Here is a 17,488-nt window from a genome sequence, read left to right as displayed (position 1 = left end):
TCCTTCGTACCCGGATCAGGCGGGGCGCGTGCGCCGGCCGCTGTGGTCCGACGGGTGGGACCGGCGGAGGTGGTCGACGATCAGCTCCCGGATCACCGGCGACCAGTGCGGGGGAAAGATGTGGCCCATGCCGGCGATGCGCCACAGGCGCGCGCCGGGGATCACCCGGCGCAGTTCCTCACCGTGCTCCGGCGGGAAGACAGGGTCCTGCTCGCCGTGCACGACCAGCGTCGGCACGTCGAGGGCGGCGAGCCGGTCGGTGAGCGGGGGCGTCCGGTCCAGGGCCGTCAGATGGCGCCCGGAGGTGTCGGGCAGTTCCCCGCGGGACATCACACGCCGGACCAGGTCCTCCCAGTAGGCCCGGTCGAACGGTACGGCGGGGCCGACCAGCACCCGCCAGCCGTCGACCGCGGCGGCCAGTAACTCCTCGGGGCCGCGCGGCGGCGACGCGGAGAGCCGGGCCACCCGGTCCACCATCGCCGGGCCCGGACCGGGCAGTCCGGTGCGCGGCGGGCGCGACACGTCACCGTTGGCGTCGGGGGAACTGGACAGCAGCACCAGGGACCGGACGAGTCCGGGCCGTTCGAGGGCGAGCAGCTGGGCCACCATGCCGCCGAACGACTGGCCCACCACATGCGCCCGGCCCAGCCCGAGCCCGGTGATCACCTCGGCGGCGTCCGAGGCCGGCGCCGAAAGGTCGTACTCCCCCACGGACTTGCCCGATCTGCCGGTGTCCCGGTGGTCGTAGCGCACCACGAAGTAGCCGTCCGCTGCCAGCAGTCGGCACAGTTCGTCCGGCCACACGATGCCGGGCACCGTACCGCCCATCACCAGCAACACCGCCGGATCACGGCGGCTGCCGAACGTCTCCGTCCACAGCCGCAGCCCGTCCCGCGTCGTGATTGGCCTCTCCACTGGGCTGTACTTCCCCTTGGTAGTGTGCCTCGGGACCGCCGATCATCCGTCCCTGGGGGAACACATGACCCGCGCCCGCACGGCACTTGTCCTGATTGATCTGCAACGGTGGATCGTCGACATGCCGTGGCAGCCGATCAGCGGTGACGCCGTGGCCGACGTGTGCGGAAGGCTGCGGGAGCATGTCGCGGACACCGGCTCCTCGACCGTGGTCCTCGTCCGTTACGTACGCGCCGACGGCGCCGACGGCGGCATCGGTGCCGCCCCCAACCAGCTGGTCCCGGCCTGCGCGCCGCGCACCGGCGACCACGTGGTGACCAAGAACGGCCTGGACGCCTTCGAGGGCACCGAACTCGACGGCATCCTGCGCCGCGAGGGGGTCACCGAGGTGGTGGTCGCCGGGCTGTCCACCGCACACGGGGTCGCCGCCACGGCCGCGACGGCGGTGCGCCTGGGCTACGACGTGGTCGTCGTCTCCGACGCCACCGCGAGCGTGAGCGAGGCGCAGCACCGCGAGGCCCTCGACCGGCTCGCCGCGTCCGGTGCGCGCACCGCCCCCCTCGCCGACCTCCTGGCCGCGCAGGCTGCCGGGAGCTGACCCGGCGGCCTGCGGCCGGGCCGCTACTGGTAGCTGACCGCCGTCGGCTTGACCACGTACACGATGCGGTGCGCGGCGTCCGGCGGCGGGCCGTCCAGCTTCATGCCGTACCGCTCGGCGAGCTGCGCGAAGAACTCCGCCGAGGAGTCGTCGTCGATGCGGACCACCTCGCCGCGGATCTCAAGGTAGCGGTAGGGCTGCTCGGGATCGTTGACCGACACCGCGACCTGGGGGTTCGCCGTGATGTTCTTGTACTTGTAGCGGATGGTGGTGTTGGTGAAGCGGATGTACTCGCCGTCCCAGGAGAACCACATCGGGTTCACCTGCGGTCCGCCTGCCCGGCGGATCGTGGCCAGGTGACCGAAGAGCGGCCGTTCCAGCAGGTCCCGGTGGCTGTCCGGAATGAGACTCATGCCGTGTGTGCCTTCACTTTCTCTTGTGTGTCCTGCCGGCTGTCGAACAGGGGCCGGAACAGATCGGTCAGTCGGGCCCGCATCGCGCGGGCGTCCCTGGCGGTGATGTCCACGTGGCCGTCCGGGCGGGCCAGCACCAGGGCCGGCCGGCCGCGGTGGGCCACGGAGCGGATGTCGAGGACGACGCCGAGGCGGTCCGCGCACCAGCGTGTCAGCTCCCGCGTCTCCTCGTCCGGCTGCCCGGCGACGATCAACGTGTGGCGCAGGTCGTCGAGGCGGCCGCGCAGCGGCTTCGGCACCAGCGCACCGGGCACGAAGCCGGCGACCTTGCCCCCGGCCGCCGCGTCGGCGCGGTACTTCGTCCGCAGACCGGCGAGCCAGGGTATGTAGGCGATGTCGAACAGGCGCAGGCCGGAGGCGACCCGCAGCGCGTTGTCCCGCAGCACGACCTGGTGCCGCTTGCGCAGCAGCCACAGCCTGGTCTGCACGTCGGCCTGGCGCACCACCGCGCGCGCCACGTCCCCGCGCTCGCCGGCATACGTGTCCAGCAGCCGCCGCGCGCCGCGCCCGTGCCAGACGAGGGCGAGCTTCCACGCCAGGTTGTGGGCGTCGTTGACACCGGTGTTGAGCCCCTGGCCGCCCGCCGGACTGTGGATGTGCGCGGCGTCCCCGATCAGGAAGACCCGGTCGACCCGGGTGGTCTCGGCGTGCCGGGCGTGCACGTCGAAGACGCTGATCCAGTCGGGGTCGCGCAGCCGGATGCCGCCCGGCCCGCGCTCGTCGACCAGCCGCTGCACCGCCGCCAGGTCGATGTCCTCCCGGGTGACGCCGGGGGGCGCCGAGGTGAACACACGCCAGCGTCCGTCCGGCAGGCCGCACGCCACGAGGATGCCCCGCGGCGAGCAGAAGTAGTGCGTCATACGGTGGTCGAAACGGGTGTCGACCCTCACGTCGGCCACCACGAAGCGCAGTTCGTACGTGGAGCCCTCGAAGCCGACGCCCAGGTGCCCGCGGACGGTGCTGCTCGCCCCGTCCGCTCCCACCAGGTAGGCGTACTCCTGCTCGTGCTCGGTGCCGTCCGGGCCGCGCAGTCTGGCCCGCACCCGGTCGCCGAGCTGTTCGAAGCCGAGCAGTTCGGTCGCCCACTCCACGGCTCCCCCGACGGTGGCGAGGTTGGCCCGCAGCACCTCCTCGATGTCCGGCTGCGGACAGATCAGGGGCTGGGTCTCGGGACGGTAGCGCAGGTCGGCGATGACCTTCCCGTCCGAGTAGTACCGCATCTGCGACTGGGGCAGCGCGCGGGCGGCGAGCAGGTCTTCTCCGCCGACCCGGTGGATCAGTTCGACGGTCCGCGGCCACAGGCCGAGCGCCTTGGACAGGGTGGTGGGGCCGTCGGCCTTGTCCACACAGCGCACCGGTACGCCACGCCGGAGGAGTTCGGTCGCCGCGGTCAGCCCGGCCGGTCCCGCACCGGTGACGAGGACGGGCAGCGCATCCGCCGGGGTGCTCATACGGCGGCCTTCTCGGGGGCGGGCTCGGCGGGTGCCGCCTGCTGGGCGGGCTCGCGCAGCATCACGCCCACCAGCACGGCGCTCGCGGCACAGATGGCGACCACCACCCACAGCACCAGGTGCAGAGCGTCGGTGTAGCCGCCGGTCAGCAGGGCACGGAAGCCGGAGCGTGCGGAGCCGGCGACGGTGCCGGCGGCTCCGGCCAGGTCACCGCTGATCACGCGGTCGGCCAGGGCGCCCGCGTCGGCACCCTGCGCCCCCGGCACGCCGGGCAGGCCGTCGGCGATGTGCGAGCGCGTCGAGTTGAGCAGCACGGCGCTCATCACGGCGATGGCGAACGCCTCACCGGCCAGCCGCATCGTGTTGAACATGCCCGCGGCGGCACCCGCCTGGGTGGGCTCCACTGAGGTGATCGCCACGCCGTCGACCAGACCGGCCGTCATGCCCATCGAGATGCCGAGCAGCAGCAGCGGACCGGCGAGCGTGGCCACCGACACGTCCGGGGCGATCAGCGTGAGCCAGCCGGCACCCAGCGCGGCGACGACGAGGCTCAGGGTGAGCACGAGCCGGGTGGAGACACCGTTCTTGACCAGCTTGCTGACGACGAGCGGCGCCACCAGGACGGGCAGGGTGAGCAGCATCATCGTGGCGCCCGAGGCGTTGATGCTCATCCCCGCCGCCGAGGTGAAGTACGTCGGCAGCAGCACCAGCAGGCACACGAAGCTGAAGGAGAGCGCGACGGGAATCAGCGACACCGCCATGAAGCGGCCCTGCCCCAGCAGCGACAGCTGGAACATGGGCTGGCGCTGGCGCAGTTCGGCGACGACGAACAGGGCCATCAGCACGGCCGCGGAGGCGAACAGCAGCAGCGTCGCAGCACTGGTCCAGCCCCGCTGGGGGCCCTGGACGATGGCGAACATCAGGCAGAACAGCGACAGCGTGAAGGTCGTGGTGCCGGCCCAGTCGACCTTGGTCGCGGCGGGGTTCCTCGACTCGGGCATCGCCGGCACCGCGAACAGCACGATTACGGCGACGACCAGGTGCGACACGAACACCGCACGCCAGCCGAAGGCGTTGACGAGCGCACCCGCGGTCGACGGGCCGAGCGCCAGACCGGCACCGGCCGACGAGCCGAGGACCGCGAAGGCACGGGCCTGCGCGGCGCCCTGGAAGGTCGTGGCGAGCATCGCGGCGCCCGCCGTCATCACCGCGGCGGCCCCGAGTCCGGCGAGCGCACGGGCCACGTCGAGGACGACGATGCTCGACGTCACCGCGCTGGCCAGGCTGGACAGGGCGAACAGCACGGTTCCGGCGGCGAACATCCGGCGCCGGCCCAGGATGTCCGCGAGCGAGCCGCAGCCCAGCATGAAGCAGGCGAAGGCGAGGTTGTAGGCGTTGACCACCCACTGGAGCGGCGCGAGCCCGACGTGGAGCGTGGAGCTGATGTCCGGCAGGGCGACCGAGGTGCCGGTCAGCGAGGCGGGCAGCACCAGGACGGCGAGGCACACCGCGGCGAGAGTCAGCGTCGGATTACCGCGTGCGGTGTCCGGACGAGCCGTGCTCATGAAACGTTTCCCTTTCGTGGGGGGGTGATGGGGGTATGCGGAGAAGGACGAAGAGGTGGGGTCAGCGGGCGGGACGGGCGACGACCGCGCAGGTGAAGCCGAAGCCTCCGCCCGCCGAGATCGCGAGGGCGATGTCGCCCGGCGCGAGCAGCTCCTGCTCCCGGATCGCCGTCAGGTTCGCCGCCATGTCGCCGGCGCCCAAGTGACCGGTGCGGTCGCCCAGTTCGACGATCTGCGCCTTGGTCAGGCCCTCGACCGCCGGGTGGTAGGTCTCCCGGCGGACCTTGATGCCGACCCGGGGCAGAGCGAGGAGGCTGATACGCGGGTCGTCCACGTCGAGGCCGGCCTCGTCCAGCGCGGTCGTGACGACGGTGCGCAGCGCAGTGGACACCCCGCTGTAGAAGCCGTCGAGGCCGGCGTCGGTGATGTACGCCTTCTTCGTGCGCCTGACGTCGATCCGGTCACTGATCCAGCGGCCGGCCGGGGTGAACTCGTCCCGGCCGCGGTGCAGCCCCTCGGCCGCCGAGACCGCGGCGCTGGACAACCCGAGCAGGGTGAACTCGTCGACGCTGTCGTCGCGTTCGTGCAGCAGGAGGGCGGTGGCGCCGTCGCCGTAGAAGACGCCGTAGTCGCCCGCCCAGCGGTCGAACCCCTCGTCGGGGAAGCGGTCGCCGGTGGTGACGAGTGCGGAGCCCGTGGCGGGGTCGGCCAGGAGCCGGGAGGCGGCCGCCTCGAGCGCGGTTCCGCCGCCGTTGCACATCACCTGGATGCCCAGCGGCACCCCGCGCACCGCGCCGACGCGGTGCGCCACGTAGTGGGCGGGCGACCAGAAGTCGTGTCCCTGGTGGTGGATCCAGGCGTGGGTGGTGAAGCCGAGGGCGGCCCCGTCCCAGCCCGCGGCGGCGAGCGCGTCCCGGGCGGCGGCCACCGCCATGTCCGGTGCCGAGACCGTGTCCGCCACCGGGACCTCGAGGACACCGGTGTTCCTCAGGTCCTCCTCGCTGATCCTGCCGCGGGTGAGGGCGTCCTGGGCGGTTTCGACGGTCTGCGGCAGCCAGGTCGTGACGGCCCGGATTCCCAGCCCGTTACCGAGTCGCATCGGTGAGTTCCTCCGTGCTCGAGGTGGATGGAGCGGATGGTGGTGACGGCGTGAAGGCTCCCCGTGAGGCGGGCGGGCCGGTGGCCGGGGCGGGCGGGCCGGTGGCCGGGTCCGCAGCCGCACTCCCCTGTGCTGCGGCTGCGGACCCGGCGGCTGCGGGGAACCTCGTCCAGCCGTGGCGGCCGGCGTGCTCCACGAGCACCGGGTCGTCCCCGACGACCCCCGCCCGGCCCACACAGGACAGGAGCGACAGGTCGGAGGCGTGATCGCCGTAGGCCGCGCACGCCTCGGGACGGGCCCCGGAACGGTCCATCAGGGCGCGGGCGGCCACGGCCTTGCCCTCGCCGATGACGGTGCTGAGCACCTCGCCCGTGTAGCGGCCGGCGACCACCTCGGGCTCGCTGCATAGCACGTGGTCCGCGCCGAGGTACTCCGCGATGGGGTCGAGGCAGGCCCGGAAGGAACCGGAGACCAGAGCGACGCGGTATCCCTCCCCCTTCAGCCGGCGCAGTTCGCTCACGGCTTCCCGGTGGAAGAACCCGGCGCGCCGGTGCGCGCCGGCGAACCAGCGCCGCCCGCTCTCGGCGACCGCCGCCCGCTCCATCCCGGCGTACGCGCGGTAGTAGGCCCGGTTGGTCTCCTCGCGGGGCACGCCGTCGCGTGCCGCACGCGTCAGGGCGTCCGCGACCGCCCGGTAGCGCGCCAGGTCGGCGAGGTGGAACTCCAGGAAGGCGAACATGCTCTTGAGGCCGATGAGCGTCTCGTCGACGTCGAAGAACGCGATCCGGACCGGGCCCGCGGGGCCGCTCGCCTCCTCGCTCGCAGGGAGTCGGGTGGTGGCGCTCATGGGCTCAGTACCTGCTTCCGTGGGCCGGGGGCAGCGCGTCCAGGTCGGCCAGGTCCTGCGCGGTGAGGTCGACCTCCGCCGCGGCCAGGTTCTCCCGCAGATAGCGGGAGTTCTTCGTGCCGGGGATCGGCACCACCCGCTCGCCCTGCGTGAGCGTCCAGGCGATGGCGACCTGGGCGGGCGTGACCGCGCGGCGGTCGGCCACCTCACGGACCACGTCGACGATGCGCTGGTTGGCCTCCATCGCGGCGCGGTGGAAACGCGGGCTGGCCGCGCGGAAGTCGGTGTCCTCGAACTGGTCCGCGTGCAGCGTCCCGGTGAGGAAGCCGCGGCCCAGCGGAGCGAACGGAACGAAGCTCGCCCCCACGCTCTCGCACCAGCCGACGACACCGCCCCCCTCACCCTCCAGGGCATCGCGCGTCCACAGCGACAGCTCGGACTGCACGGCGGTCACCGGGTGGATCGCGTGGGCCTCCCGGGCCTGTGCCACGGTCGGCTCGGACAGGCCGAGCCAGCGCACCTTGCCCTGTTCGACGAGTTCCGCCATGGCCCCCCACGTCTGCGCCAGCGGCACGGCCGGGTCGATGCGGTGGACGTAGTACAGGTCGATGACGTCGGTGTTCAGCCGCCGCAGGCTGGCCTCCACCGCCCTGCGCAGATACGCCGGGGAGTTGTCGCGGTGGGCCTCGCGCGCCTTCAGGTCGTCCAGGACGATGCCGAACTTCGTCGCGACGACGGCCTCCTCCCTGCGGCTCGCGACGGCTCTGCCCAGCAGCGTCTCGTTGTGGCCCGCCCCGTACAGGTCGGCCGTGTCCAGCAGGTTGCCGCCCAGGTCGAGTGCTTCGTTGATGACCCGGATGGAGCGTTCGTCGTCCCGGGCGGACTCCTGGTAGAGCCAGCTCATGCCCATGCACCCGAGGCCGACGCTGCCGATTTTGGATCCCGTGTTGCCCAGATTCCTCAGGCGCATTTCTTTCCTCCCTTTCCTGTCAGGCGGCCGCGAGTACGAGTGCGGCGTTGTGCCCGCCGAATCCGAGCGACGTGCTCACCGCGACCTGGAGGTCCGCCGTGGCCGCCGAGCCCGTCGGAATGTTCAGGTCGATCTCGGGATCGAGCTCGGTGAGATTGGCCGTCGGAGGGACCGACCGGTGGTGCAGTGCCAGCGCGGTGAAGGCGGCTTCGACGGCGCCGGCTGCCGCCAGCGTGTGCCCGGTGACGCCCTTGGTCGACGTGACCAGCGCCCGCTCGCCGAGGACCCGGCGCAGCACGCGCCCTTCGGTGACGTCGTTGAGCGGGGTGGACGTGCCGTGCGCGTTCACGTGGTCCACGTCGCCCGCGCCGACCCCCGCGTCGGCGAGTGCGGCGCGCAGGGCACGTTCCATGCCCGCACCACTCGGATCGGGCGCGGTGGCGTGGTGTGCGTCGGACGACCAGCCGAAGCCCACGACGTCGGCGTAGCTGCGCGCACCCCGCGCCCGCGCGTCCTCGGGCCGCTCCAGCACGAGGATCCCTGCGCCCTCGGCGGCGACGAAGCCGTCGCGCGCCGCGTCGAACGGCCGGGACGCGGCGGCCGGGTCCTCACGCCGCCCCGACAGGCCGCCCATCCGGGTCAGGCCGGTGATGGTCGCGGGTGTCAGCGCGGCCTCGGCCCCTCCGGCGAGCACCACGTCGCAGGTGCCGGACCGCAGCAGATCCCGGGCGAGGCCGATCGCGTTGCTCCCGGACGCGCAGGCGGTGGCCGTGACCATGCTCGGCCCGTACGCCTTGACGTCGATGGCCAGATGGCCCGCGACCATGTTCGACATCCCCATGGGGACCGTCAGCGGGGAGACGCTCTTCGGCCCGTCGTGCAGGAACCGGCGGTGCTGCTCCTCCCAGGTGGCCGTGCCGCCGAGGGAGTTGCCGACGATGACACCGACCCGGGTGCCGTCCCAGCTCTCCGGGTCGAGACCCGCGTCGGCCACCGCCTGGCGGGCGGCGACGATCGCCAGCTGTGTGAAGCGGTCCAGGCGCCACGCGCCGGCGGGCCCGAGCAGCGCCCCGGCGTCGAAGCCGGGCACCCGGCAGGAGAAGTCGACCGGGAGACCGGCGAGTTCGGGATCGGGGGCGGCGGTCGGCCGGCCGGAGCACACCCGCTCCCAGCTCGTCCGCGCGTCGAGGCCGGCCGGGGTCACGAGTCCGAGACCCGTGATCGCCACGGCCCCCTTGGACGAGTCGGTCACGCCGGCACGCCCTGGGACTCGATGAGCTCGACGGTCTCGGCGATCGTCGTCTCGCCCTGGAGGAGGTCGTCGCCGAGGTCGGTGCCCAGCTCCTTGTTGATGATCATCGTGAGTTCGATCAGGGCGAGCGAGTCGAGGCCGAGGTCCTTGTAGGAGATGCCCGCCTCGACCTTCCCGGCGGGCACGCCGAGCTGGGTGACGAGGAGACCGGTCAGCTTTTCGTGGATCGCGCTCATGGTTCTGCCTTCTTCTGTGTGCGTCGGTGTCTACGGATGTGTCGGTGTCTACGGATGTGTCGGGGTCTGCAGATGTGCCGGTGTCTACGGATGGATGGAGCGACCGGCGTACGCGGGCCGTGGGCCGGGCGGGCTAGCTCGCGTGGGCGAGCTCGGCCGGGGCGGAGGTGGGGTACGGCAGCGGTTCGACGGACAGTTCGGGGAACCGCAGAGCCGCGGCCCCCCAGGTGAGGCCTCCGCCGAAACCGCACAGCAGCACCCGGTGGCCGGGGACGATCGACCCCGTGGCCACCGCGTCGGTCAGGGCCAGCGGGATGGAGGCGGCGACGGTGTTGCCGACCCGGTCGAGGTTGGCGACCACCTTCTCGCCGGACAGGCCGAGTTGCGCGCCGACCGCCGACAGGATGCGGATGTTCGCCTGGTGGGCGACGAGCCGGTCCACCGATTCGACCGGCCAGTCGAGGCGTTGCGCGAGCCGCAGCGACGACTCGCTCATCCGGGTCACGGCGTTGCGGAACACCGAACGGCCCTGCATGGCGAAGAACGCGTCGCCGGGCTCGGTGAGTCCCTTCGAGCGGTACTCGGATCCGCCGCCCGGCACGGTGATCAGGTCGGCCTGCGAGCCGTCACTGCCCAGGTCGAACCCGAGCAGCGCACCGTGTTCCTCCGGGTGACCGGCGCGCAGCACCACGGCACCCGCGCCGTCCCCGAAGATCGCCCTGGTCGTGCGGTCCTCGGGGGCGAGGATCGTGGAGAAGGTGTCGGCGCCGATCACCAGCGCGCTGTCGGCCACCCCCGCGCTGATCATGCTCGACGCGGTGGCCAGCGCGTACACGAACCCCGTGCACACGGCGGCCACGTCGAACGCGGGGATCTCGCCGAGACCGAGCCGGCCGGCCACCTCCGGCGCGGTGGCCGGACACGGGTGATCCGGGGTGCTGGTGGCGAGGACGAGGAGGTCCACCCGGTCGGCACCGGCCGAACCCAGCGCCCGCGCCCCCGCCTCGACCGCCACCCCCGAGGTGGACAGGCCCGGCGGGACGACGAACCGCTGCCGGATCCCGGTCCGGGTGGTGATCCACTCGTCGCTGGTGTCGAGTTCCCGGGCGAGGTCGTCGTTGGTGACCCTGACCGGCGGCAGCCAGCCGCCGAGCCCGGCCAGCACCGCCGCCCGTGCGCTCACCGGGCCCTCCGGTGCGAGGCGGGCACGGCCGCGGTCTCGACCGTGCCGAACACGATCTCCTCACCGTTCTGCCGGAAGGCGACCCGGAAGGTGCGGATCCCCTCGCGCTCGTGCCCGGGGCTGACGCTCACCGTGGTCAGTGCGTCGAGTTCGGCGAACCTGGTGAAGGCGAGGTCGAATCCGGTCATCGTGGTGGCGTCCGCGGGCTGTCCGAGGAGCCGGGCGCCGCAGAGCAGGGCTGCCTGACGCGCGGCCTCCGTGAGCACCATCCCCGGCAGGTGGTCCTGCGCGTGGTCGAACATGCTGGGGTTGTCGGTGGGGATCCGTACGCCGGCGACGATGCCGTCACCGTCCCGCACCGGCTCGGTCAGCAGGGCGTTCACGGCACTGGCGCGCCCGACGTCCGGCGCGTCGACCGTCGCCGGCACGGCCGCGACGTCGTCGGACGAGACGGGCGGGCTGCCGCGCCGCTTCGACCGGATGACGGAGTACGCCGCCGACGACACGTAGCCGACCGCCATGCGCACCTCGCCGACCTCCTGGCCCCCGAGGAGGAAGCGCATCTCGTACGCGGCCGAACGCGCGGGGGCGCTCGCCCCGGCGGGACGGTCCGTGGTGACGTCCATGGTCAGTTCGGCCGGGTCACCGCAGTGTGCGTGGAACAGGCCCGGCAGCCGCATCGACCACGACTGGAGGACGAACTTCGTGTCGTCGTCGACGCCCAGGTGGCGATGCGCGCCGCAGGTCTCGGCCTGGCGGGCGCACTCCAGGAGGAGCATCGGGTCGACCACCGTGTGTCCGAAGTGATCGGTGAAGTAGGCGTGAGAGGAGGGGAGCTGGGCGCCCGCGAGGAAGCGCTGCCCGTCCACCGCCGCGGTGTCGGTGAGGAAGACTTCCGACAGGGCCCGGCGGTGGAGCAGGCGCCGGTCGACCGACCGGACGAACTCGAGCTCGCGCAGACCGGGGGTGAAGGCACTGGTGGTCACCGTCATCGGTGGGTAGCCCCTCTCTCGAGAACGCGGCGATCCCCGCGCCGGCGCTCTCGGCATCTCGTGGTGGTGCGCCGCTGGACGAACCCGTCCGCGGCGGATGCGAAGAAAACTAGCCACGGCTTCTGTCGCGCCACTGTCGGAGCGTGTAAGAGGCTGACTCGCGCCTGCAAGGAGGCCGGCTCGAGCGCGAAAGGAAGCTGACTCGAGGGACGCTGGAAACGACAGCACGGCAGCGGCAGAGCGGAAATGACGGCGCGGAAACGACAGCGCGGACCGTCCCCGGAAGTCCGGGGGCGGTCCGCGCCGGTGTGAGAGGTGCCGGGGGGTGGGCTCAGGCGAGCTTCGCGTCCAGCGTGATCGGTACGGCCTTCAGTGCCTGGCTGACCGGGCAGTTGGCCTTGGCGTCCTGCGCGGCGGCGACGAAGGCGTCGTTGTCGATGCCGGGGACGGTGCCCTCGACGGTGAGGTGGATGCCGGTGATGCCCTCACCGGGCTGGAAGGTGACGTCGGCGGACGTGACGAGCTTGGTGGGCGGGGTGCCGGCCCCGGCCAGACCGTGCGACAGAGCCATGGAGAAGCAGCTGGAGTGGGCGGCGGCGATCAGCTCCTCCGGGCTGGTCTTGCCGTTCGCCTGCTCGGCGCGCGACGGCCACGACACCGGCTGCTGACCGATGCCGGAGGAGTCGAAGGTGACGACACCGTTGCCCTCGAGCAGGTTGCCTTCCCAGACGGTGTGTGCGGTACGCGTGGTGGCCACGATTCTTCCTTTCGCGTGTGGTCCCGCCGAAGCGGGTTCCCTTGGCCCCCATCCGATCACATTTCCCCACGCAGCACGCGCAGGATGAGCCCTCATGCCGCCCGCGCGGGACGGCCTCTCACGCCGCGCCGCGCTGCCGCCGCGCCGCGAGCCACGCGTACACGGGAACGCCCGCGAAGAGGAACAGCACGCCCTGGTAGACGGCCGCGTATCCGGCACCCGCGACGAGCCACAGCGAGAAGCCGAAGGCGAGGGCGGCGAGGACGGCGTCGCGCACCAGCCGCACCCGGTCGACCTGCTCGCCCCGGGCGAGGTGGTGGATCTGCGCGGCGGTGGCCAGCAGGTAGGGGACGGTGGCCGTGAAGGTGGTGACCAGGACCAGGATCTCGAAGACCCGCGCCGAGCCGGCCGTGTAGTTGTAGACCGTCAGCAGGGAGGCGAGGACGACGGTGACGCCGACGCCGACGGTCGGCACACCGCGCCGCTTGCGGGTGAACGCGGCCGGGAACAGCCCGTCCCGGGCCGCGGCGTAGGGAGTCTGGGCGCTCAGCAGGGTCCAGCCGTTGAGGCAGCCGGTCATCGACACGAGTGCGGCGAGCGCGACGGCCCAGCCGCCCCAGGAGCCGCCGAACATGGCGTTCACCGCGTCGGAGAACGGGGCGGTGGAGTGCACCAGCCGGTCGTGGGCGACCGTGCCGAACACGGCGAGGGTGCCGAGCAGATACACCACGGCGGCGCCTACGGTGCCGATCACGGTGGCGCGGCCGACGTTGCGGCGCGGGTCGCGCACCTCGCCGGCGCTGACCGCGGCGGACTCCACGCCGAGGTAGGAGAAGAGCAGGATCGCGGCGGACGCGGAGATCGCGCCGAGCGTGCTGCCGCCGCCCGCCTGGAAGGGACCGAGGTTGCGCGCGTCGAAGTGGAACAGGCCGCCGACCGCGACGAGCAGCAGCGGTGCGAACTTCAGCACGGTGGAGACCAGCTGCACGGCGCCGACGTACCGGCTGCCGGCGAAGTTGGACAGGGCGGGCAGCCACTGGATGACGAGCGCGGCCAGGCACGCGCTCCACTTGTGGTCGTTGACCGGGATCAGCACGTCGAGGTAGCCGACGGCGGCGACGGCGAGGGCCGCGTTGGAGACCCAGGTGGTGATCCAGTACGCCCACGCGGCGAGGAAGCCGGCGAAGTCACCGAAGGCCTCGCGGGCGTAGACGTAGGGTCCGCCGGTGCGCGGATCGCGCTCGGCGAGCCGGCCGAAGACCAGGGCCAGCGCGATCGCGCCGAGCGTCAGGACACCGAAGGCGAGCAGGCTGACGGTGCCGAACGGGGCCACGGAGGCCGGGAGGAGGAAGATGCCGCCGCCGATGATGTTGCCCATGACGAGGGCGGTGGCGACGGGGAGCCCGAAGCGCCGGGCGTGCTTCTCGGGTGCCGACGCGGACCGGGGTGCGGTCGCCTCGGGGGCCGGAGCCGGGACGGTTCCGGAGTCGTGCATGGGCAGGTGCGCCTCTCGTACGTGCTGGGTGGCCCGGGGGTCGCCGGGCGGCCCGTGGAGCTGCCGGGCCGGTGTCCGGGATCGCCGGACGACCGACCATGTTCGGTCACCGGTTCGAGCCGTTCCAAATCACGCGCTTTTGTCCTGTACGGCCGGGTCGGGCGCCGTAAAAGGTGCGCCCCCGAGGCTCTCGTACCGCGAATCGTCCAGCGGTACCTGAGGGCCGTCCGCCTCGCGCAGCCAGCGCCGCAGCACCCGGTGCAGGTGCTCGGCGCCGACGAGATCCGCCCCGTCGGCCACGGGCGCGGACAGCGTCAGGGGCGACAGCAGGAAGGGCCGGCTCTGGGCGCCGCCGAGGCCGCCGTGGGAGCCGATCTGCTCCTCGAAGGCGAGCACCTCGCCGTCGGTGGGGTCGTGGGAGGAGTTGACCATGATGTCGGCGGCGTGCGGGAAGGAATGAGTACGGCGCACGGCTTCGGCCGCGCCGGCCCCGAAGGGAGCGAGCGGCCCGCAGCCGTCCTTCAGCTCCTCGACGGGTATCTCGGCCCCCCGCGCACCGAGTACCACCCCACCGTGCTCCGCACTGCGCACCAGCAGGAAACCGACGCCGGGATGGTTGGCGAGGGTGGGCAGCAGCGCGGGGTGGCGGATGTCGATCTCCTCCCTGGTCATGCGGTGCGCGACGTCCGGGAAGGAGACCAGGCCGAGGTTGCCGGAGGCCAGCACGATCGGCTCGGAACGCCGCCCGGACGGCCGGTGCTGCTCGCCGCCCTCCTCCACGGGCCGGCGCAGCGCGGCGCGCACCGCGTTGCGCGCCTCGGCGCCGCTGCGGGTGCGCCGTGCACGGCGCGGCACGGGCAGTCCGCACCCGGCCCGCACCAGGTCGCCGAGCGTGAGCCCGTAGCGGGAGCGGAAGGTCTCCCCGGGACTCTGCCCGTGATCGGACAGCACGACGATCCGGTAGGGCCGAGGGGCATGCTCGGCGGCCTTCTCGATCAGCGCCAGCGACCGGTCGAGCCGCTGGAGCACCTTCTCGGCGTCGCGGCTCGCCGGGCCGGAGTGGTGGGCGACCTCGTCGTAGGCGACGAGGTCGGCGTAGACACTGGTGCGGCCGGCCAGCAGGTCGCCCATGACGGCGGCGACGACGACGTCGCGTTCGACGACGGTGGCGAAGGCGCGCACGAAGGGGTAGAGACCGCCGCGGCCGACCCGCGGCCGCTGTCTGCGCAGCCGGGCCCGGACGGACTGACCGATCTCCCGGCCGACCTCGGCGACGAAGGACAAGGCGGTGCGGACGGCGTTGGCCGGGTCGGAGAAGTAGGCGAAGTACCCGACGCGGGAACGGTTGGCGCGGCCGATACGGGCGGACACGGACAGCACCAGGGCGTTCTCGTCGGCCCCGCCGCTGAAGAGGTTGCCGCGGCTGGCGCCGTCGGCGGTGAGCAACCCGCCGTCATGCGTGCGTGCGACGGCACGGCGCTGCAGCTCGGCCGCCGACGACGGCCGGTTGCAGACCATCACCTCCCGTGTGTCCTTCTCGTACCAGCGGAAGGCGGGTACGTCGTGGTTGGAGCCGTGCAGGATGCCGAGCTGGCTGGCACCGGTCTGACTGGACCAGTCGGTGCGCCAGGGGGTGAGCCGGTGGGTGGGCTCGCCGAGCCAGCGGCTGACGGTCGGCATCAGCCCCTTGGCCAGGGCGTCCCGCAGCACGTCGTGGCCGACGCCGTCCAGCTGGAGGAAGACGGTGCCGGGCCCGGACGGGCAGGGCGGCCCGCGCCGGCGCCGGCGGCTGGCGAGCCGCAGCAGCCGGCGCCGGTAGGCGTCGTCGTCCCGCACCGCGAGGGCGGCGCCGGTCGCGGAGGCCACGGCGGACATCACGGCGGCGACGATGACGGCCGTCTCGGGAGCGGCGGCGCTGTCACCGGAGGGGTTGATCCGCAGGGCGAGCCACAGCAACGACCCGTTGAGGAAGAACACCAGCAGCCCCAGCAGGAGGGCCGGCACGAGCAGCAGCAACCGCACGAGCAACGGCCACACGAGCGCCGACAGCAGACCGAACGCCCCGGCACCGAGCGCGGCGGTCACGGCGATACGGGTCGCGCTGTCACCGTCGGCGGACTGCAACTGGAAGTCCGGCAGCAGCCCGGCGAGCACGAGCATGGTCACGGTGGACGCGGCCCACACGACGACACTGCGCCCCACCTGCCCGAACACCCGCCCCCAACGCCCTCCCCACACGGCACACCAACCTCCCGTCCCGGCCCCACGCCCGACGGGGCCTCCGCCTGTACACCCTGTCATACCGGTTTGTCCGGGGTGGGGGTGTGGTGGGGGCTCTTCCGGACGGTGGGGGCTCTTCCGGATCACCGCCTTCGTGCCTCGTCTGCCCAGGTCGGCGCTCCCGGCGCAGCGGACGCCCGCGGCTGCCGGCCCTGCCGAGAGCGAACATCCTTGAATCCGGGGCGCGTTGTGTGAAGGTGGGGACAGCACACGTCCCGGATCCCGGAGGCCTTTCATGAGCGCCGAGCACACGAACACCCTGTACGAGGCCGTGGGTGGCGCCGATGCGCTGCGCAGACTCTCCGAGACGTTCTACGAGGGCGTCCTCGCCGATCCCCTCCTCGCACCCGTCTTCGCCGACTTCACCGCCACCCATGTCGAGCACGTGGCCGTGTGGCTGGCGGAGGTCTTCTCGGGACCTGCTCTTTTCACGGCGGAGCACGGCGGGCACCAGGCCCTGCTCGGTGCCCACCTCGGGCTCGGCATCACGGAGGAACAGAGGCTGCGCTGGATGGAGCTGATGACGGCGGCCGTGGAGAAGGAACTGCCGGACGACGCCCTGCTGCGCCGCAGGGTGATGGAGTACTTCGACTGGGGCACGCGGATCGCCAAGGACGTCTCGGCCTCGGCTCCGGACACGGACCTGGGCGCCCCCGGCCCCACCCCGCGCTGGGGCTGGGACGGCCTCGCCTGACCCCGCCACCGCACTGCGGCCCGGGCTCCGGCTCCATGACCCTCGGGACATCCCCGGTGGGGGGCAGGGACGGCCGATGTCGCCGGGCCGGGGCGGTGAGCCGGGGGCGGAGCCTCGGGGCGCTGTCCCTTGTCCCGTCGAGTCGGGTGGTGGGTGGGCGGACTTCCCGGGGTCCGGGGCGCAGTCTCAGGGGCGGTACCCCCAGCCACCCCGCACCCGGTGGAGCCGTCAGCGGCCGTCGTACCCCGCCGTCGGCATCGACAGCCGCCGATGCACCCGCGCCTTCATCTGCGCGTCATACGCCGGCTCGGCGCAGCCGACCGTCTCCACCCGCACCCCCCGCCGCGCGCACTCCGCGGTGAACTCCTCCACGGAGGACAGCGCGGACTCCAGCACCCGCCGGCTCGGCGCGACGAACACGTCCCGCCCCGCCCGCACCCCGTCCCACAGCACGCAGTGGTCGGCCCGCAGCCCCCGCACGAGCAGTTCCCGCGCGACGACGTAGCCGCGCTCCGCGGCCCAGCGGGCACACATCGCGAACTGGCTGCGGGAGTCCACCAGAAAGGGGTCGCTGTCCAGCTCCTCCAGCGGCGTCAGACCTGCGATCGACGTGACGCGGACCTGGGCCGGCCGGCCGAAGGCACCCCGCACCTCTCCCATGGCGTCCCCCTCACCTCCGGG

Annotated in this window: 17 protein-coding genes; 2 read left to right on the top strand and 15 right to left on the bottom strand. The window is 72.8% G+C overall.

The features are described 5' to 3' along the window. Window positions 1-15: 15 nt before the first annotated feature. Window positions 16-915 carry an alpha/beta fold hydrolase gene (locus ACZ67Q_RS02000; RefSeq protein WP_471175196.1) on the bottom strand — a complete coding sequence of 300 codons (900 nt, stop codon included), beginning with the start codon at window positions 913-915 and terminating at the stop codon, window positions 16-18. Window positions 916-979: 64 nt separating this feature from the next. On the opposite strand from ACZ67Q_RS02000, the gene ACZ67Q_RS01995 reads away from it, so the two are divergent. Continuing rightward, window positions 980-1,513 carry a cysteine hydrolase family protein gene (locus ACZ67Q_RS01995; protein WP_471175194.1) on the top strand — a complete coding sequence of 178 codons (534 nt, stop codon included), beginning with the start codon at window positions 980-982 and terminating at the stop codon, window positions 1,511-1,513. Between the two features lie 23 nt (window positions 1,514-1,536). Here ACZ67Q_RS01995 and ACZ67Q_RS01990 read toward each other — a convergent pair whose 3' ends face one another. The 13 genes from ACZ67Q_RS01990 to ACZ67Q_RS01930 form a co-directional block, all read right to left on the bottom strand. Next, entirely contained in the window at window positions 1,537-1,926 is a 390-nt protein-coding gene (locus ACZ67Q_RS01990) for a PPOX class F420-dependent oxidoreductase (RefSeq protein WP_361627128.1), read from the bottom strand. Further along, the gene (locus ACZ67Q_RS01985; RefSeq protein ID WP_471175192.1) at window positions 1,923-3,437 is read right to left on the bottom strand and encodes an FAD-dependent monooxygenase; all 1,515 of its coding nucleotides are present in this window, start codon (window positions 3,435-3,437) and stop codon (window positions 1,923-1,925) included. The genes ACZ67Q_RS01990 and ACZ67Q_RS01985 overlap by 4 nt, the downstream gene beginning before the upstream one ends. Beyond that, window positions 3,434-5,002, bottom strand: a complete 1,569-nt coding sequence (locus ACZ67Q_RS01980; protein ID WP_471175190.1) for an MFS transporter — start codon at window positions 5,000-5,002, stop codon at window positions 3,434-3,436. Before ACZ67Q_RS01980 ends, ACZ67Q_RS01985 begins: the two co-directional genes overlap by 4 nt. 61 nt (window positions 5,003-5,063) lie before the next feature. Then, a complete protein-coding gene (locus ACZ67Q_RS01975; RefSeq protein ID WP_471175188.1) occupies window positions 5,064-6,101 on the bottom strand; it encodes a 3-oxoacyl-[acyl-carrier-protein] synthase III C-terminal domain-containing protein in 1,038 nt (345 codons plus the stop codon). Then, window positions 6,088-6,948 (bottom strand): HAD family hydrolase, encoded by an 861-nt coding sequence (locus ACZ67Q_RS01970; protein WP_471175186.1) that lies wholly within the window; start codon window positions 6,946-6,948, stop codon window positions 6,088-6,090. The genes ACZ67Q_RS01975 and ACZ67Q_RS01970 overlap by 14 nt, the downstream gene beginning before the upstream one ends. A gap of 4 nt (window positions 6,949-6,952) precedes the next feature. Then, window positions 6,953-7,918, bottom strand: a complete 966-nt coding sequence (locus ACZ67Q_RS01965) for an aldo/keto reductase (RefSeq protein WP_471175184.1) — start codon at window positions 7,916-7,918, stop codon at window positions 6,953-6,955. Between the two features lie 19 nt (window positions 7,919-7,937). Beyond that, a complete protein-coding gene (locus ACZ67Q_RS01960) occupies window positions 7,938-9,170 on the bottom strand; it encodes a beta-ketoacyl-[acyl-carrier-protein] synthase family protein (protein WP_471175182.1) in 1,233 nt (410 codons plus the stop codon). Then, window positions 9,167-9,406: an acyl carrier protein gene (locus ACZ67Q_RS01955; RefSeq protein ID WP_471175180.1), complete on the bottom strand. Its 240-nt coding sequence runs from the start codon at window positions 9,404-9,406 to the stop codon at window positions 9,167-9,169. Before ACZ67Q_RS01955 ends, ACZ67Q_RS01960 begins: the two co-directional genes overlap by 4 nt. Before the next feature lie 133 nt (window positions 9,407-9,539). Continuing rightward, complete coding sequence (locus ACZ67Q_RS01950) at window positions 9,540-10,589, bottom strand: beta-ketoacyl-ACP synthase III (RefSeq protein ID WP_471175178.1); 1,050 nt, start codon at window positions 10,587-10,589, stop codon at window positions 9,540-9,542. Continuing rightward, the gene (locus ACZ67Q_RS01945) at window positions 10,586-11,581 is read right to left on the bottom strand and encodes an AfsA-related hotdog domain-containing protein (protein WP_471175176.1); all 996 of its coding nucleotides are present in this window, start codon (window positions 11,579-11,581) and stop codon (window positions 10,586-10,588) included. Before ACZ67Q_RS01945 ends, ACZ67Q_RS01950 begins: the two co-directional genes overlap by 4 nt. A gap of 331 nt (window positions 11,582-11,912) precedes the next feature. Further along, window positions 11,913-12,338, bottom strand: a complete 426-nt coding sequence (locus tag ACZ67Q_RS01940; protein WP_471175174.1) for an OsmC family protein — start codon at window positions 12,336-12,338, stop codon at window positions 11,913-11,915. Window positions 12,339-12,456: 118 nt separating this feature from the next. After that, entirely contained in the window at window positions 12,457-13,833 is a 1,377-nt protein-coding gene (locus ACZ67Q_RS01935) for an amino acid permease (RefSeq protein WP_471175173.1), read from the bottom strand. Window positions 13,834-13,962: 129 nt separating this feature from the next. After that, window positions 13,963-16,071, bottom strand: a complete 2,109-nt coding sequence (locus ACZ67Q_RS01930) for a phage holin family protein (RefSeq protein ID WP_471175171.1) — start codon at window positions 16,069-16,071, stop codon at window positions 13,963-13,965. Between the two features lie 277 nt (window positions 16,072-16,348). Here ACZ67Q_RS01930 and ACZ67Q_RS01925 point away from each other — a divergent pair, with 277 nt between their 5' ends. Beyond that, window positions 16,349-16,807: a group II truncated hemoglobin gene (locus ACZ67Q_RS01925; protein ID WP_471175169.1), complete on the top strand. Its 459-nt coding sequence runs from the start codon at window positions 16,349-16,351 to the stop codon at window positions 16,805-16,807. A gap of 228 nt (window positions 16,808-17,035) precedes the next feature. Here ACZ67Q_RS01925 and ACZ67Q_RS01920 read toward each other — a convergent pair whose 3' ends face one another. Next, window positions 17,036-17,467: a hypothetical protein gene (locus ACZ67Q_RS01920; RefSeq protein ID WP_471175167.1), complete on the bottom strand. Its 432-nt coding sequence runs from the start codon at window positions 17,465-17,467 to the stop codon at window positions 17,036-17,038. Between the last annotated feature and the right edge of the window lie 21 nt (window positions 17,468-17,488).

This window comes from Streptomyces sp. NPDC036813, from assembly GCF_055609245.1.
The sequence above is the reverse complement of the archived record's forward strand: the minus strand, read 5'-3'. Positions and strand labels throughout refer to the sequence as shown.

Bases quoted from the DNA above. Each gene is read 5' to 3' on its own strand.
- ACZ67Q_RS01995 (WP_471175194.1), top strand. From the start codon at position 980: ATGACCCGCGCCCGCACGGCACTTGTCCTGATTGATCTGCAACGGTGG.
- ACZ67Q_RS01990 (WP_361627128.1), bottom strand. From the start codon at position 1,926: ATGAGTCTCATTCCGGACAGCCACCGGGACCTGCTGGAACGGCCGCTC.
- ACZ67Q_RS01985 (WP_471175192.1), bottom strand. From the start codon at position 3,437: ATGAGCACCCCGGCGGATGCGCTGCCCGTCCTCGTCACCGGTGCGGGA.
- ACZ67Q_RS01980 (WP_471175190.1), bottom strand. From the start codon at position 5,002: ATGAGCACGGCTCGTCCGGACACCGCACGCGGTAATCCGACGCTGACT.
- ACZ67Q_RS01975 (WP_471175188.1), bottom strand. From the start codon at position 6,101: ATGCGACTCGGTAACGGGCTGGGAATCCGGGCCGTCACGACCTGGCTG.
- ACZ67Q_RS01970 (WP_471175186.1), bottom strand. From the start codon at position 6,948: ATGAGCGCCACCACCCGACTCCCTGCGAGCGAGGAGGCGAGCGGCCCC.
- ACZ67Q_RS01965 (WP_471175184.1), bottom strand. From the start codon at position 7,918: ATGCGCCTGAGGAATCTGGGCAACACGGGATCCAAAATCGGCAGCGTC.
- ACZ67Q_RS01955 (WP_471175180.1), bottom strand. From the start codon at position 9,406: ATGAGCGCGATCCACGAAAAGCTGACCGGTCTCCTCGTCACCCAGCTC.
- ACZ67Q_RS01945 (WP_471175176.1), bottom strand. From the start codon at position 11,581: ATGACGGTGACCACCAGTGCCTTCACCCCCGGTCTGCGCGAGCTCGAG.
- ACZ67Q_RS01935 (WP_471175173.1), bottom strand. From the start codon at position 13,833: ATGCACGACTCCGGAACCGTCCCGGCTCCGGCCCCCGAGGCGACCGCA.
- ACZ67Q_RS01925 (WP_471175169.1), top strand. From the start codon at position 16,349: ATGAGCGCCGAGCACACGAACACCCTGTACGAGGCCGTGGGTGGCGCC.
- ACZ67Q_RS01920 (WP_471175167.1), bottom strand. From the start codon at position 17,467: ATGGGAGAGGTGCGGGGTGCCTTCGGCCGGCCGGCCCAGGTCCGCGTC.